Source organism: Enterococcus sp. M190262, from assembly GCF_005843965.1.
Classification (GTDB): Bacteria; Bacillota; Bacilli; order Lactobacillales; family Enterococcaceae; genus Enterococcus_D; species Enterococcus_D gallinarum.
Genome location: NZ_CP040461.1, coordinates 1,537,175 through 1,553,818, shown reverse-complemented (window position 1 = coordinate 1,553,818; position 16,644 = coordinate 1,537,175). Strand labels below are relative to the sequence as shown.

15 protein-coding genes are annotated in these 16,644 nt (G+C 42.7%); 4 read left to right on the top strand and 11 right to left on the bottom strand.

All coding sequences use genetic code 11. The features are described 5' to 3' along the window. Positions 1-151: 151 nt before the first annotated feature. Entirely contained in the window at positions 152-742 is a 591-nt protein-coding gene (clpP, locus tag FE005_RS07290) for an ATP-dependent Clp endopeptidase proteolytic subunit ClpP (protein ID WP_003127359.1), read from the top strand. 83 nt (positions 743-825) lie between these two features. Here the strand turns inward: clpP and FE005_RS07285 are convergent, their stop codons facing one another. The 3 genes from FE005_RS07285 to FE005_RS07275 form a co-directional block, all read right to left on the bottom strand. After that, positions 826-1,368: a gamma carbonic anhydrase family protein gene (locus FE005_RS07285; protein WP_003127358.1), complete on the bottom strand. Its 543-nt coding sequence runs from the start codon at positions 1,366-1,368 to the stop codon at positions 826-828. A 214-nt stretch (positions 1,369-1,582) separates the two neighbouring features. Further along, a complete protein-coding gene (locus tag FE005_RS07280) occupies positions 1,583-3,340 on the bottom strand; it encodes an ABC transporter ATP-binding protein (protein WP_003127357.1) in 1,758 nt (585 codons plus the stop codon). Further along, on the bottom strand, positions 3,337-5,070 hold the full coding sequence (locus FE005_RS07275) for an ABC transporter ATP-binding protein (RefSeq protein ID WP_103300569.1): 1,734 nt from the start codon (positions 5,068-5,070) through the stop codon (positions 3,337-3,339). The genes FE005_RS07280 and FE005_RS07275 overlap by 4 nt, the downstream gene beginning before the upstream one ends. Before the next feature lie 407 nt (positions 5,071-5,477). Between FE005_RS07275 and FE005_RS07270 the strand changes: the two genes are divergently transcribed. After that, on the top strand, positions 5,478-5,690 hold the full coding sequence (locus tag FE005_RS07270) for a DNA-directed RNA polymerase subunit epsilon (protein WP_003127351.1): 213 nt from the start codon (positions 5,478-5,480) through the stop codon (positions 5,688-5,690). 2 nt (positions 5,691-5,692) lie between these two features. Continuing rightward, positions 5,693-7,372, top strand: a complete 1,680-nt coding sequence (locus FE005_RS07265) for a ribonuclease J (protein WP_138371556.1) — start codon at positions 5,693-5,695, stop codon at positions 7,370-7,372. Between the two features lie 241 nt (positions 7,373-7,613). On the opposite strand, the gene FE005_RS07260 is transcribed toward FE005_RS07265, so the two are convergent. The 6 genes from FE005_RS07260 to FE005_RS07235 are packed head-to-tail and all read right to left on the bottom strand — an operon-like array spanning position 7,614 to position 15,041. Then, positions 7,614-10,676: an alpha-mannosidase gene (locus tag FE005_RS07260; protein ID WP_138371555.1), complete on the bottom strand. Its 3,063-nt coding sequence runs from the start codon at positions 10,674-10,676 to the stop codon at positions 7,614-7,616. A 56-nt stretch (positions 10,677-10,732) separates the two neighbouring features. Further along, positions 10,733-12,274: an extracellular solute-binding protein gene (locus tag FE005_RS07255; protein ID WP_138371554.1), complete on the bottom strand. Its 1,542-nt coding sequence runs from the start codon at positions 12,272-12,274 to the stop codon at positions 10,733-10,735. 40 nt (positions 12,275-12,314) lie between these two features. Then, a complete protein-coding gene (locus tag FE005_RS07250; protein WP_138371553.1) occupies positions 12,315-12,917 on the bottom strand; it encodes a DUF624 domain-containing protein in 603 nt (200 codons plus the stop codon). Positions 12,918-12,929: 12 nt separating this feature from the next. Beyond that, positions 12,930-13,823, bottom strand: a complete 894-nt coding sequence (locus tag FE005_RS07245) for a carbohydrate ABC transporter permease (RefSeq protein WP_138371552.1) — start codon at positions 13,821-13,823, stop codon at positions 12,930-12,932. Between the two features lie 11 nt (positions 13,824-13,834). Continuing rightward, positions 13,835-14,797: a sugar ABC transporter permease gene (locus tag FE005_RS07240; protein ID WP_138371551.1), complete on the bottom strand. Its 963-nt coding sequence runs from the start codon at positions 14,795-14,797 to the stop codon at positions 13,835-13,837. A gap of 19 nt (positions 14,798-14,816) precedes the next feature. Next, positions 14,817-15,041 (bottom strand): helix-turn-helix transcriptional regulator, encoded by a 225-nt coding sequence (locus FE005_RS07235; protein ID WP_103300562.1) that lies wholly within the window; start codon positions 15,039-15,041, stop codon positions 14,817-14,819. Between the two features lie 158 nt (positions 15,042-15,199). Here FE005_RS07235 and FE005_RS07230 point away from each other — a divergent pair, with 158 nt between their 5' ends. Further along, positions 15,200-15,538: a helix-turn-helix domain-containing protein gene (locus FE005_RS07230; RefSeq protein ID WP_103300561.1), complete on the top strand. Its 339-nt coding sequence runs from the start codon at positions 15,200-15,202 to the stop codon at positions 15,536-15,538. A gap of 56 nt (positions 15,539-15,594) precedes the next feature. Here the strand turns inward: FE005_RS07230 and FE005_RS07225 are convergent, their stop codons facing one another. Both FE005_RS07225 and radC read right to left on the bottom strand, forming a co-directional pair. Continuing rightward, positions 15,595-15,795, bottom strand: a complete 201-nt coding sequence (locus tag FE005_RS07225) for a cold-shock protein (protein WP_003127340.1) — start codon at positions 15,793-15,795, stop codon at positions 15,595-15,597. A gap of 149 nt (positions 15,796-15,944) precedes the next feature. After that, positions 15,945-16,625: a DNA repair protein RadC gene (radC, locus tag FE005_RS07220; protein ID WP_003127339.1), complete on the bottom strand. Its 681-nt coding sequence runs from the start codon at positions 16,623-16,625 to the stop codon at positions 15,945-15,947. Positions 16,626-16,644: the final 19 nt, after the last annotated feature.

The following is a 16,644-nucleotide window of genomic DNA, read 5'->3' as shown; positions in this document are numbered from 1 at the left end:
CTTTTTATTGTATCATAATTTAAAAGAGAGGCAAAAAAGATAACGAACTTTTTATTTGACCTTTATTGACCTAATAGGTATACTTACTTTTAGATATTGCAAAAACTTTGTGCTAAACTATATCTATATCGATTTTTAGGAGGACTAAAAAATGAATTTAATTCCTACAGTCATTGAACAATCATCTCGTGGTGAAAGAGCCTATGATATCTATTCTCGTCTATTAAAAGACCGCATCATTATGTTAAGTGGTCAAGTAACAGATGATTTAGCAAATTCGATCATCGCCCAACTTTTATTCTTGGATGCACAAGATTCTGAAAAAGATATCTACTTGTACATCAACTCACCAGGCGGAAGCGTCACAGCCGGACTAGCAATCTTTGATACCATGAACTTCATCAAAGCAGACGTGCAAACAATCGTTATGGGGATGGCTGCCTCAATGGGTTCATTCTTATTGACAGCTGGTGAAAAAGGCAAACGCTTTGCTTTGCCAAATGCTGAAATCATGATCCACCAACCATTAGGTGGCGCACAAGGACAAGCAACAGAGATCGAAATCGCAGCTCGTCACATTTTGCAAACTCGCGAACGCCTAAACAAAATCTTGTCTGAGCGAACAGGTCAACCGATCGAAGTCATCGAAAAAGACACAGACCGTGATAACTTCATGACTGCTCAAGAAGCAAAAGATTACGGCTTGATCGACGAGATCATGGAATCAAACAGCTTAAAATAATTCATCCATCAAAAAACCAGCTGTGCTGAAGCACGCTGGTTTTTTTGCGTCATTAAACGAGATCCGATTGACTTCGCTTGCCATTAATAAACATATTTCCCTTGCAAGTAGTCTTTTCCCAAGGAAACATAATGGGCGATATTGGCTTTGTTTTTGGCAATTTCTTCCTCTGTCAACGGACGAATCACTTTAGCAGGACGTCCAAAAGCCAGCACATTGGGCGGAATGATCGTTCCTTGAGTAACTAAAGAACCGGCACCAATCAAACTGTTTTCACCGATAACTGCATGGTTCAAAACAATGGAACTCATGCCGATTAAGGCCCCTTTTTCAATCTTACAGCCATGAAGCATGCACTGATGACCGACAGTCACATCTTCTGCAATGATCGTGGGTGCATCATGATCCACATGAATGATCGTCCCATCTTGAATATTGGTCCGCTCACCTACTCGAATATAATTTGCATCTCCCCGCAAAACTGCTTGGAACCAGACAGTCGCCTCACTGCCGATGGTGACATCTCCGACGACAGTCGCATTTGGCGCGATAAAGTTTTGCGTACTAGCAGTTTCTGCGTTTAGTTGATTTCGTTTTTGGCTATTTGTCTCTTTTTTCCGATCCATTGTTAAACTCCTTTAGGATTTTTCTTTCTCCACTACACTTTACTACTACACTTTACTACTATACTTTACTACTATACTACTCTATTCCTGTACCCATGATACCATGAATAACTATGAAAACCATGAATCAGTCCGTAAGAGAACAGCGACTATATGCGGATATCTTTACTCTTCATACAAAAAAAGAGTGCGGCTGACACCACACTCTTTTGACCTATTCTGCTTCTTCTGAAAACTGACTCTGATAAAGCTGACTGTAAAATCCGCCAGCTGCCAGTAGTGTTTCATGATTGCCTTTTTCTATGATTGCTCCTTGATCCATGACTAGAATCAAATCGGCTTCCCGAATCGTAGACAACCGGTGAGCAATGACGAAACTGGTTCGTCCTTCCATCACTTTGTCCATCGCTTTTTGGATCAACGCTTCGAGCCGTGTGTCCACAGAGCTTGTTGCTTCATCTAAGATCAAGATTTTCGGATTAGAAATGACTGCTCGAGCAATCGTCAAAAGTTGTTTTTGACCAAGCGAGATATTATCCCCTTCGGAATTGATAAACATCTCATAACCGTCCGGCATCGTCCGGATGAAATGATCCACATTGGCTGTTTTAGCTGCATCGACCACTTCATAATCGGTCGCATCTAACTTACCAAAACGAATATTGTCTCCGATCGTTCCTTCATATAACCAAGCATCTTGCAGAACCATGCCGAATAACGAACGGACATCGCTGCGGGCCATTTTCTTCGTATCAATACCATCAATCTTGATCGCCCCTTCGTTGACATCGTAGAAACGCATCAACAAATTGATCAATGTGGTCTTTCCGGCTCCAGTTGGTCCGACGATCGCTACCGTCTGACCAGCTTTCACTTCAAAGTTCAAATCTTTGATCAGCGGTTTCTTCGGATCATAGGCAAAACCGACATGTTCAAATTGAACATCCCCATGAAATTCCGCTGGCAATGGAATATCTGTTTGGTTGACTGGTTCTTCCGGTTCATCCAAAATCTCAAAAACCCGTTTTGCAGCTGCCGAAGCACTTTGTAAGACAGAGGAAAGCTGGGTAATATTCCCCATTGGCTGACTCACTTGCCAAATGTATTGGATAAAGGCTTGCAGTTGCCCTACCACGATCACACCGCCAATTACATAGAAACTTCCCATAACTGCCATAGCAATATACGTAAAGTAGGCAGTCATTTGAACTAACGGCATCATCAATCCCGAGACGAAGGCCGAACGGAAGCCGTAATAGCGCAGTTGGTGATTGACTTTTTTAAAGCCGTCAAGTGTTTGTTTTTCTCGTCCATAGACTTTCAATACACTGAAACCAGTCATATTTTCCTGAACATAACCGTTCAAGTCTCCTAATGCATTTTGCATGCCTTGGAAGTCTTTTTGCGATTTCTTAACGATCGTTCTTGAAATGATCAATGACGTTGGAATCATGATCAATGCGATCAACGCCATAAACGAATTGATATAAAACATCATCGCTACCGCCATGATGATTCCTAGAAAGGCATTGACGATCCCGATCAAGGCTTGCTGCATCGCACCACTGACTGCATCCACATCGTTCGTTACCCGTGACAAGATATTTCCTTGCTGATTTTTGTCAAAATATGAAACAGGCAAGCGGTTGATCTTTTCTTCAATGTCTTGACGTAAATCACGCATCGCAGATTGAACGACATTTGTGATCAAAAGCCCTGACATTAATTGTGAGAAACAATACCCTACACCGACAACGGTGATCCAGATCAAACAAACGATGATGTAATCAAAATTCAGCGGCTCTCCCGCTGCAATATTCCGACTGATCTCTGTTGTAGGCAATCCGGACACATACGGCAATGCCGCGTTAAAGCCAACTGTAGCGACAGTAAAAAGTAAGACTAAAATAAAGGAGACTTTGTAGGGTTTGATGTAGCGCCCTAAACGTTTTAAAGAAGAGAATGCTTTCATTGTGCCAACTCCTCCTCTGATAATTGTGATGCTGCAATGTCGTAATAAACCGAGCAGTTTTCCAACAGTTCTTTGTGGGTGCCGATACCAACTACATCGCCTTCATTCAACACAATGATTTTATCCGCGTGCATGATCGTCCCCACACGTTGCGCCACGATCAAAACAGTTGATTCGGTCGTTTCTTTTTTCAAACGCGCCCGTAATTTGGCATCGGTTTGATAATCCAGTGCAGAAAAACTATCATCAAAAATATAGATCTCGGGACGACGGATCACCGCACGAGCGATCGCCAGCCGTTGTTTCTGACCACCAGAAAAGTTCGTGCCTCCTTCTGCTAGACGTGCATCAAAGCCATCCGGTGTTTTAGCAATAAAATCAGCTGCTTGTGCGATCTCAACCGCACGTTCTAAGTCCGCTTGTGTCGCATCTTCTTTCCCATAGCGCAGATTTTCTGCGATCGTTCCAGTGAACAGCAACGCTTTTTGGGGAATAAATCCGATCTTATTTCTCAAAGCGGACAAGCTGTACTCGCGAACATCGATCCCATCAATCAAAACCTGTCCTTTTGTGACATCATAAAAACGAGGGATCAATTGGATCAATGTTGATTTCCCGCTTCCAGTACTGCCGATGAAAGCAACTGTTTCACCAGGAGAAGCAGTAAAACTAACATTGCGGATCACAGGACTCTCAGCATGTCCCGGATAGGCAAATGTCACATTCTTAAATTCCACATATCCTTTGGTCTTGCCTTCTGTCACTGGCTGTTCGGCTTCCACGATTTCTGAAGTCATATCCAATGCCTCCTGAATCCGTCGGGCTGAGACCGCTGCACGTGGATACATCGTAAAGACAGTCGCAAACAACATGAATGAGAATAGAGCATGGAAGATGTATTCGATAAAAGCAATCAAGTCACCGACTTGCAGTTGCCCATTTTCGATTTGAATACTTCCTGACCAAATGATCAGTACCATCACGATATTGAATAAGAAGAAAAAGCCCGGCTGTGCTGTCGCCATCAAACGGAACAAGCTGCGAGAGCTGGATGCATACGCTTGATTGACTTTGCTAAAGCGTTTCTCTTCAAATTTCTCATTTACGAACGCACGGATGACCCGTAAACCAGACAAGTTTTCCCGCAAAATACCATTGATCTTATCCAAATTGGCTTGCTGCTTGTTAGACAACGGCTCGGAAATCTTTGCGATGGCTATCACAGCAATCAACAAGATCGGCAGTGCCCCTAACACATACATCCCTAATTTTGTACTTGTCCGCATGACCATATACAAACTGACCGCAAACATCATCGGCGTCATCAATCCGATCCGCAGAATATTCTGCAAGAACAACATGATTTGATATGCATCATTGGTCACCCGAGTAATCAAGGATGAAACACCGATTTTTTCATATTCCGTATGTGAATAACCTTGCACCTTTTCAAAAAGATCATCTCGAACATCTGCTACGATATTCGTTGTGATTCTTGAGGTAAAGTACCCTAACATAATATTCATTGCGATCCCTGTCAAAGTAATAGCAATCATTGCCATTCCCATCTTCCAGATATACTCTCGGTCACCATTTCGAATACCGACATCGATCATTCGAGCCAGCAATGTGGGTAATCCTAGTTCAATCAAAATAAATCCAAACACACAGATGAAATTAAAAACCAACAGTTTTTTATTACGCATTGTGTAATGCCACATTAATTTCAAAAAAGCCCCTCCTTTTTTTACACATTACTTTTACTATATCATAGTCCCAATTTCAAGTAACCCACTTCCCGAAGAAAAAAAGGAGATATTTTAAAGTATTTTTTTAAGGATGACCAAGGGAAGCCCTTTCAAACCAACTAGTTTCTATACTTATTTACTTTTCTATGATAAACTAATACTACTTGTAATGGAACGATTTACAAAAACCGGTGAATTTTTTATGACAACATTTGGAAAGCAAAGACGAGGCTTTCTCTTTTTTCTCACAACGATTGTCTGGAAAAAGCATGTAGCGGTCCACTGACGACCCCCACTTTTCAGGTCACTTATCTAGGGCCTTGATTTTGTGATGCACCGAATCGAACAAAACGATAAACTACTGCATTAGCAGATAAAGGAGAATTTGTATGATTTACAAAGTTTACTATCAAGAAACAAAAGACCGCAACCCAAAAAGAGAACAAACCCATTCCCTGTACATTGACGCAGAAAGCGCGGTTGCTGCACGCCGTACAGTCGAACAAAACACCCCATATAACATCGAGTTTATTCAAGAACTTGATGAAAAACATCTTGCGTATGAAAAAGAGAACGCTGATTTCAAATTAGCGGAGTTTTAATAATGAAAGTTTCTCTAAAAAATAATGAAACTGGCGTATTCGGCGTCGGCGGACTAGGCGAGATCGGAAAAAACTGTTATGGGGTTCAATTCCAAGACGAGATCATCTTGATTGATGCCGGGATCAAATTCCCGGAAGATGAACTGCTTGGAATCGACTATGTGATTTCCGATTATAGCTACATTGTCCAAAACATCACGAAAGTCAAAGGGTTAGTCATCACTCATGGTCATGAAGATCATATTGGTGGTATTCCTTACCTTCTGCGTGAAGCAAATATCCCAATCTATGCTGGTCCATTAGCATTGGCTTTGATTACCAACAAGTTGGATGAACACGGGTTACTGCGAGATGCTACATTACATGAGATCAATGAAGATACCGTGATTCGCTTCCGCAAAACATCGGTCAGCTTTTTCCGAACGACCCACAGTATTCCTGATGCGCTAGGCGTTGTGGTGAAAACACCTTCGGGAAATATCGTAGCAACTGGTGACTTTAAGTTCGATTTCACACCCGTGGGCGAACCAGCAAACCTACACAAAATGGCCAAAATCGGAGAAGAAGGTGTGCTATGCCTCCTTTCTGACAGTACCAATGCTGAGATTCCGACCTTTACCAAGTCAGAAAAAACGATTGGTAGTTCGATCCGCAAGATTTTCGAAAAAATCGAAGGCCGGATCATCTTTGCCAGCTTCGCTTCCAATATTTTCCGTTTGCAACAAGCAGCAGATGCTGCGGTTGCCACAGGTCGTAAGATCGCTGTCTTCGGTCGAAGTATGGAAAATGCGATCGTTAATGGGCAGCGCTTAGGTTATATCAAAGTCCCTGACGGTACATTTGTCGAATCTCATGAGATCAATCGCTTACCAGCTAATGAAACCATGATCCTATGTACTGGCTCTCAAGGGGAACCAATGGCAGCCCTTAGTCGGATCGCCAATGGTACTCATCGACAAATTCAGATCCATCCAGACGATACGGTCATTTTCTCTAGTTCACCGATCCCTGGAAATACTACTAGTGTCAACCACTTGATCAACTTGCTGTTAGAAGCAGGTGCACATGTGATCCACGGGAAATTGAATAATATCCATACCTCGGGACATGGTGGTCAAGAAGAACAAAAATTGATGCTTCGTTTGATGAAGCCTAAGTTCTTTATGCCGGTCCATGGAGAGTTCAGAATGTTGAATATCCATACCCAACTGGCACAAGATGTCGGCGTTCCAAAAGAGAACTGTTTTATTATGGAAAACGGTGATATGCTGGCGTTAACTGCAGATTCTGCTCGTCGAGCAGGTCATTTCAATGCGGGTGATGTCTATGTTGATGGTAGTGGAATTGGCGACATCGGTAACGTTGTCTTACGAGACCGTCGTATCTTATCAGAAGAAGGCTTAGTGCTAGCCGTAGCCACCGTCGACTTGACGAAAAAAGAAGTCTTAGCAGGACCAGACATTCTTTCCCGCGGATTCGTCTATATGCGGGAATCTGGCGAGATGATCAATGAAGCACAACAGATCCTGTTCCGTGCCCTCAGAGAAGTCTTGAACCAGCCAGATCCTAGCGAACATAAAATGCGAGAAGCCATGTCAGCTGCTTTGCAACCCTTCTTATTTGAAAAAACAGAACGTCACCCAATGATTCTTTCGATGATCATGACACCTGACGACCACTAACAAAAAAACTCGACCAAACCCTCAATGGAAGTGGTCGAGTTTTTTATTTTTCATCCTACTGACTTCCTTAGGTTTAAGACTCTCTTCTTTCGAAATTGGACGCAGGATTATCGGTACTGTCTCTTGCCACAGCTATTTAAAACTACTTTGGAAACTTAGCTATATTGGAGGCTATATTAAAAACTGTCTTAAAAACGATCTAAGAAGTGATCTCACCGATACATCTCTTCAGGAGAACTATCTACTTTTCGCTAAGCACCAGTTTAATGGTTTTAACTTCATATGGATGCAATGAAAATGCGATCGGCTCCGCTTTTAACTCTTCGCTAGCTTCTTCCATCATGTTCGTCTCTTGCCAGCGAATTTTGCCAGTTCCATGACAGTGAATGGTGACGTCGCGATCGCTCCCTAAATGGTCATAGCAACGCAAAATCCACCCGCTTTGATCTTCCGCTAACTTCAATGCGTCGATTATCAAACTTTCATCAGCCTCGATTTCAAGAGGAATACTTGCCATCTCTGTTTGAAGTTGACTCAATGGTGCATTGATCTCCCAAGCTTCTTCCATCACCTGACCAGTTGCAAAATCTCCTTGATGCGGAAATAGGCTGTAGGTAAGCGTGTGGGAACCAAGATCTGCCTGAGGATCCGGGTATGTTGCTCCTTTTAATAAAGATAATCGCAGCTGATTGCCTTTGATATCGTAGCCGTATTTGCAGTCGTTCAAAAGGGCCACCCCGTAATCCATTTGTGCAACATCCGCCCACTGATGACCTACTGTCTCAAATTTGGCGATATCCCAGCTCGTGTTCCAGTGAGTTGGACGCTTCACATTCCCATGCTGAATATCAAAAATAGCTTCTGTCGCGCGAATATTGACATCAAATTTCACTTTCAACAATTGCTGGCGTTCTTGCCAATCCACCGTGGTAACAAAATCAATTCGCTTCGTATGAGCATAGAAATAGATTTTTTGTAAAATAGTTGACTGCCCAAAAGTGACTTGCTGTTCTAAGACAGTAAACAAAGGATTGTTCGCGATGACTTGAATGCCTGCACTGCTTAGCTCCGTGCCTTTTTCTTGATAAAAAAGATCGATATCCCACGCATCGAAATTCAATGGTTTGTCTTCAAATAATTGAAAGACATTCCCTGTCCCAGCAAGCACTTCTCGTTGTGCGGTTTTGTCATAGATCTGGGTCAAATGCCCCGCCTCATTCCATCGAACTTGATAAAACGGAGTCTCGAGTCGGTCTTTTTCACTAACGGACACTGCTTCCAATGGCAACGCACAGATACAATCCGGCAAAAGACTCGCTTGGAATGCTGGCAAATGTACCAGAGCGTAACAAGAACCGTCGAAGAAAACTTGCTGCTGTTCAGGTACCGTGCCCGGTGCTACTGCAATGATGCTTGTTCGCTGCCAAGCGGCTGTATTGATGATACGTAATTGTTGTTCTTCTGTCTCAAGAGCAGTTGTCAGAGCATGAAGCTGCTTTTGACAAGCAAGTGCTTCGTTCCGATAATCTTGATAGACTTCTTTGATGGAAGAGCCCGGGATAATGTCATGAAATTGATTCTTCAAGACGCTTTTCCAAAGCTTTTCGAATACTGCAGCAGGATAAGCCGTTCCTGCTGTCATAGACTGAAGACTGTACAAACATTCAAGTTCCCGCAAGCGTATTTCAAACCAGCGATTCATTTTCTTGATAAAGGCCTGCGAAGTGTAGGTACCGCGATGGTACTCCAAATACAGTTCCCCATCCCAGATTGGTAGATCGTTCGAATTTTGGTCGACAGTTTCATGTAACTCTTCAAAAAAGTCAGCAGCCCGACCCGTTTTAAGCATCGGTAATCCCGGAATTTCAGCCATCTTTCTGCGGTTTTCCAACATTTCTCGGGTGACACCACCGCCGCCATCTCCATGTCCATAGGAAATCAATAGATGTTGATTCAATGCTTTATTCTGATAGCTGCGATATACTCCTAAAACCGTCTCCGGGGTCAGCAACCCATTATACGTGTAAAACCAATTGAATTTTTCTGTCCAGCTGCCACCACCTGGAACGGGTGTCGTGATGAAATGCGTCAAAATTTCAGAGCCATCGATCCCCTTCCATAGAAAGGTGTCGTTTGGCATGCGATTGTATTGATTCCAACTTATTTTCGTCGTCATAAAGGTATTGATTCCACTTTTTTTCAGAATCTGCGGCAACGCCCATGAATACCCAAAAACATCCGGCAGCCAGAGATAGGTGCTTTCTCGCCCGAATTCCTCGCGAATAAACTTTTTTCCGTAGAGAATCTGGCGAATAAGGGATTCGCCACTAGGCAGATTACAATCTGCTTCGACCCACATGGCGCCATCAACTTCCCAGCGGCCTTCTGCGATTCGTTGTTTGATTTGCACATACAATTCAGGATAGTCCTCTTTGATATATTGGTAAATTTGCGGCTGAGTTTGAAGGAACACATATTCTGGGTATTCTTTCATCAATTTCAAGACTGTAGAAAAGCTGCGGGCCGCCTTTTCACGCGTGTGCTTCAACTGCCAAAGCCACGCAAGATCAATGTGGGTGTGTCCAATCGCTGTGACTTGAACCAAGTCACTTTTGGGAAGTGCTTGCAGCGCCTCTTTTAGAAAAAGATGTGCTTCCCGCAAACTATCATAAAACTGCGGTGATCCTTTTTCTCGCCAATCGATCCGTTGAAACGAACCATTCAACATCTTGAGCAGCCGAACCTTCCGGTCATGATCCTCTGCTAATTGCTGGATCGTTTCTAAAATCATTTTAGAAAGATAAAAATAATTGTTGGCTTCTTCATCCAAATAACCGATAAATGCAGCTTTCAGTTCATGGGTCAGCTGCCGTTCTTCGCCACCGCCTTCTAGTCCAGACCATAGCTTCAGCGCAACGATCACTTCTTTTCCTAAATGTGCAGGTTCTAATAGAAATTCTTTGTGGTTGGCGTCGATTCCCTGAACAGGGATACCATCAATAAATAAAAGTGATTCAAAACCAGAGTTATTGCCGCCACCAGTTTTTCCAAAATCAAAAAACAATATATTCATCTTCGGGGGAATGGTGACTTTCGCTTGAAGCCATAAATAGCGATCCCTTCCTTGCCACGTTTCCCCTATGTGCATGACTTGTTCAGTCGAAAAGAGTGGCGGATATTTCTGACACTTTGTCTGATCCTCTGTGACAAACCATTGCTGGATCTGACGCTTGTTTCGATACCTCAATGCCTCGATTTCTTGAATGCGGCGCTTGATTTTTGCTTCTTGCATAAAATAATCCATTTTGTTCTGCTCCTTTGGCATTCACTTGGTTTTCCTACTGCTTATTCGCCCTTAAGTTAGTCTTGATTAAAGCGTTCAAATTGTTGCCGACGGATCTCCAATAAGCGTTGAGCACCGATACGATCCAATTGCTGCACATAGTTGGTCCAATCCTTTTCAAAATTCCATTCACCTGTAATGAACTTTACCCGCGATTGTTCCACATGGGTTGAGATATCTGTAACGATCGTTGACAATTCTGCTGCTTCTGCTTCGGTTGCCATAAATGTCGGCAGCATGTATTCCGGCATATATTCTTCTTTGACATCATCATAGACAGCCGGTTCTTTGCCAAATGCTCGATCTCTGATTTCTTGATCCAGTTCCGCGTAAGGGAAATAACCCCCGTAAACATTATCGACCCACTGGAAAGCACCGAGTTGCGGCCCGTTTTGATAGTTTAAGATTTCGTCAATATAGACCATGTGCCCATCTTCGTCAACTTCATAGGTCACTCCTTCTTCTCCTAAATAAGCAAAAATCTGCCCTTCAGGACTATAGAAGTAATCCACCCACTCAAGAAGTAATTCTGGATCTGCTGCATCCTTCGTAATGATAAATGCTGAAGTACCAGAAACAGGCGGTTCCGTATAAAGTGTCTTGTCGCCATAAGGTCCTTCAATGACATTGATCGGTGTATACGTTTCTGGTCCAAATGGGCCAATGAAATCAGGATCGACCCACTGGAAGAGACCAACTTTGTCTTGGGCAGCATCCGCTCGCCATTTGTCATCATCCACGCCGGCAAAGGATTGTTTTGCAACTAATCCTTCTGCATACAACTCTCTTAGGTACATCCAGACTTCCCGCATCCGTTCATGGTTGATGGTCAACTGTAATTGCCCCGCTTCATCCACAAACAGCATATTCCCCATCGCCTGTCTGCCGCCTGTCCCCAATCCATAGGAAGCCATCAAGACCTTTTCCAGTCCGCCGGCTAACCAGCCACTTGGCATATAATACCCTTCTCGTCCTTCCCCGCTCGCTACAAAAGCAGCTAGAACCTCTTTCAGTTCATCTGTTGTACGAGGCACATCCAAGGACAATTCATCCAGCCAATTTTGATTGATATACAGTCGAACCGTTCGCCCGCCGCTCATTGGATCCAAAGACATATACGGCAGCGAGTACATATGACCATCCGGTGCTGTTAACGTCTTTTTGACAATCGGATTTTCATCTAAGATTTTTTGCAGATTCGGCGCATGTTCGGCAATCAGATCTTCTAATGGAATGAACAATCCTTGCTGTCCGTATTTCACGATCTCATCATTGCTCCAGCCGGTCTGATAAAAGGCATCAGGCAGCTTTCCTGATAGAATCAAATTCTTCTTTTCCCCAAACTCTTTTACTTCTTCCCACTGTACTTTGACTCCAGACTTCTTCTCGTACTCTTGCCACATCCACAGGTCTTCGCTTTTCGGCCTCACGTCTGTAAAATCATTCCTCATTAAATGAATCGACTTTACGTCATCTGCTACTTTTTCACTTGGACTAGATTGGCAAGCCGACAACAGCCAGACGAAGGACAACAAAAACAATAGCACTCCTTTTTTCATACAGTTCTCTCCTTTTTATACAATCGAACAACCAACAACATCAAAAATAGACTCCTTTCATTTTGTTAAATTTATTGAAAAACAAGAAACCTATCCCATAAGCAGGCAATCCGATCCCTAAACAGATCCCTAAAAATGGATAGTAACAATAAAGAAGACTAACCAATCCAAGAAGTCCCATACTTATTAACAGCTGAACGGGACAAATGAACACAAACAGTAACGGCTGTAACCAACGATGGACTTTGTCTAAAGAAAAATAAGCATGCACAGGGAAAAATGTGATCGCCAGCAATAAAATAATCAGGAGATTCGTCCGCATCGTAAACTCAAACAAGAAATTGGTGGGATAATCACTCGCTAATGTGTGATGAACCCCAATAATAAAACCAGTCAGAACAATAGCCGCAACATGAAACCAGCGATTTTTTTGTTTGTTGTGCCGATATTGATCTGAAAAAATTTCTTTGAGAGGAGCTTCATTTTTCTGCAGAATCCTTTTTCGGATGCAATCGTAGACAGTAATCGTTGCCGGTATCAGACTAAACAGCACACCGCCCAGAAGCATGTAGCGCCACCAATACACATTCAAAAGCATCATATCGTACACTAATTCACAAAATGCAACGATCGCTTTTAGCATCGAAACACCTCCTCATCCCTTGATGGATCCTACGAGGATGCCTTTTTCAAAGTATTTGGCTACCACAGGATAAAATAGGAGCACAGGCAGACTTGAAACGATCACTACGCTGTATTTGAGGGTCATTTTCAGCATAAGCAGTTCGGATTCCGCACTACCGGCAATGATTTGGTTCATATCTTGACCAAACTGTCCCTGAACCAGTATTTCTCGCAGAATAATCTGCAGAGGATACTTGGCTCGATCCTGTAAATAAATCAACGCATCAAAGTAGGAGTTCCAACGACCAACACCATAGAACATTGCCATCACTGCGATGATCGGGGTAGCCAGAGGCAAGACGACTTTCCATAATAACCATAAATCGTTGGCACCATCGATATAAGCGCTTTCAATCAAATCATTAGGAATATTTTGACTGAAATACGTACGCATCAAAATCATATTATAAACACCCAACGCTCCAGGCAAGATCATGACCCAAAGTGTGTTAACGATCCCTAACTGCTGATTGACTAAATAAGTGGGGATCAACCCTCCGCTAAAAAACATCGTAATCGTAAAAAATAAAGTAAAGAAACGCTTGCCTCGTAAGCCGGAACGAGACAATGGGTAGGCAGCAATCGTCGTGACGATCAAGTTGATCACTGTTCCTAAACCCGTGTAGATCACTGCGTTGCGAAAACCCGTCCAGATATCACTGCTCTTGAGCACTTCCTTGTACCCTTCAACATTTAATCCACGGGGATACAAAAGCAACGGGACCTCATAGATCCTAGTGGGATCACTGAAGGAAGCATTGACCACAAAGATAAGCGGATATAAGATAATCAGGGCAATCAGACTGACCAGTAAGATATTGATAGTATTAAACAGTTTATCCCCTTTCGTTGCTGATACTTTCATTCGTTTTCCTCCTACCAAAGACTCGATTCATTTGTCTTTTGTGCTAGTTTATTCACGATAAATAGAACAATAAAATTAATCACGTTATTAAAAAGACCGACTGCAGCAGAGAAACTATACTCCCCATTTATGATCCCCATTTTATAGGTATATGTCGAAAGCACCTCAGAGGAAGCGAGATTCGCAGCGTTCTGTAAGAGAAAAGTCTTCTCAAAGCCCACGGATAAAATGCTTCCTGTCGCCAATATCGTGGAGATCACGATGGTCGGCATGATGGAAGGAATCGTGATATGACGAATACATTGCAAGCGAGAGGCACCATCCAAGTAGGCGGCTTCATATTGATCGGGAGAGATCCCGGACATCGCTGCCGTATAAATCAACGTTCCCCACCCCACACCTTGCCAGACACCCGACCACACATAGATATGCGGGAACCATTTAGGACTTCCGAGAAAATCGATCGATGGAAACCCAAATGTATTCAGCAACATATTAATCATGCCATCTTGACTTGAAAAAAAGAATTGAACCATCCCGATCACGACAACCACCGAAATAAAATTTGGGATGTATGAAATCGTCTGAGCGGTTGATTTGAACCATTTCCGATTCAATTCATTGAATAATAACGCCAAAATGATCGGTAATGGTACACTGACCAACAAACTGTAAAGACTCAAGCGCAAGGTATTAACAATGATCTCGAGAAAAAAATAGGAAGCAAAAAACCGCTCAAAGTGCTTCAATCCCACCCAAGGGCTACCTAAGATCCCAAATGCGGGAGAATAATCTTTGAATGCGATGATCACGCCATACATTGGCCAATAATTCCAGATCACGACAAAAATAATTGGAATGATCAGCATGACGTAGAGCCACTTGTGTTTCTTTAAATCTTTTTTTAGATCCTGGAAATTTCTTTTGTTTTTACCCAGATAGCCACTTTTTGCAACTGTACCTTTTACAGGCATCTTGAGTCCCCTCCTCCATTTAACTAGGTTTGTCTTTTTGTGTCGTTTTGTTACCTTCGATGCTAAAAAAATACGTCCAATCAAATTGGAGCACTTTACCGATCCGCTTCGCTACTTCAACACTTGGTCGTCGCTTTCCTCGTTCAATCATATTGTAATATGTTCGCTCAATTTCGGATTCCTTAGCTACTTGATCCTGAGTGAGTCCATTTTTTTCACGTTGCCTAATGAGCCACTCCCGCATACAGTTCCCTCCTTCTTCGGAATGTAACGTTCCGACACACACTCATTATATGTTTCCTTATGACACTTGTCAACGACATTTAGTAACAAATAGACACTAACCGACTCTTTTTTTCTAAGTAACGGTGTGTTACTATCACGAGAGAGGCAGGTGTCATTATGTTTCCGCAAATCATAAAAAAATTACGTCTGGAAAAGAAGTTAACTCAGCAAGAAGTGGCAGACAAAATCGGGATCACACGTCCAGCTTATACTGCCTATGAATCAGGAAAAAGAGAGCCCGACTTTAGCATGCTGCAAGTGTTAGCCGATCTATTTGGTGTGTCGACCGACTATCTCTTAGGCCGATCTGATAAGAGACACCTCTATCCTAAAGTAGAAAGTGACTTGATCAGTTCCCATGTCGATGAATCAATCTCAGAAGAAGGAATCAAAGAAATCCTCACGTTCATTGATTTTGTCAAAGAACGCGAGCAAAAAAAAAGACCATCTGAATGATGGTCTTTTTTGACTGTGCCTTCACTAATCCCATGAATGCAGTCTTGTAAATAAGCTTACGCTTTGTTTACGTTTACTGCTTGAGGTCCACGATCTGATTCTTCAACATCAAAAGTCACTGCTTGGCCTTCTTCTAAAGTCTTGAAGCCTTCACCTTGGATTGCTGAGAAATGTACAAATACGTCTGTACCGTCTTCACGTGAAATGAAGCCAAATCCTTTTTCAGCATTGAACCATTTAACTGTACCTTGTTCCATTATAAAAAACCTCCTCGTGCATAAGCACTTAATTATGTGTAACATTGCTCGTGTCCGATAGAGGTGTAACAAGCGTTTCAACATCTATTCAGCAAACAAAATTACACTAATATTTTACACTTGCTACTATTTTTTTGCAAGGTAGACGATCAGCCTTCCCAGAGTCCTTCTTCTCGCAAGCTGATATATGAATTATTACCGATAATCAAGTGGTCCAGCAAGTCGATACCCATCAATTCCCCACACTTCATCAATCGTTTGGTAAAGGTAATATCCGCCTGCGAAGGTTGGGGACTGCCGCTGGGATGATTGTGCACGCAGATCACTCGGGCGGCACAGCAACGAACTGCTCCGTGATAAATTTCTCTAGGATGAGCAATCGACTGATTGAGACTGCCGATGAATAACGTCTTTTTTTGGATGATCTCATTTTTGGTATTTAGGTAGAGACACAGCAAATGTTCTTGCTGATAATCTTTTAATTCCTCCATCATCTGATTGGCAATATCCACACTGGAATGAACTCTGCCATATTTTGGCTGTGCTGCTCGTTGGATACGGGCGCCAAGTTCTACGGTAGCTTTGAGTTCGATCGCTTTGATCTGGCCTACCCCACGAATGGCCTGCAGTTCGTCCAATGTCACGTGCTTTAGCTCATACAAGTCTTCAAACTCGTTGAGGATCTGACCAGCTAGTTCGATGACATTGAAAGGATGAGAACCCGTTCGTAAAAGAATCGCTAACAATTCTTGATTGGATAAAGCTTCAGCGCCATAATGCAATAGTCGTTCCCGAGGATAGGAACTTTGAGGAATTCCATTGTCTTTCATAAAAAAAACTCCTTTGCGT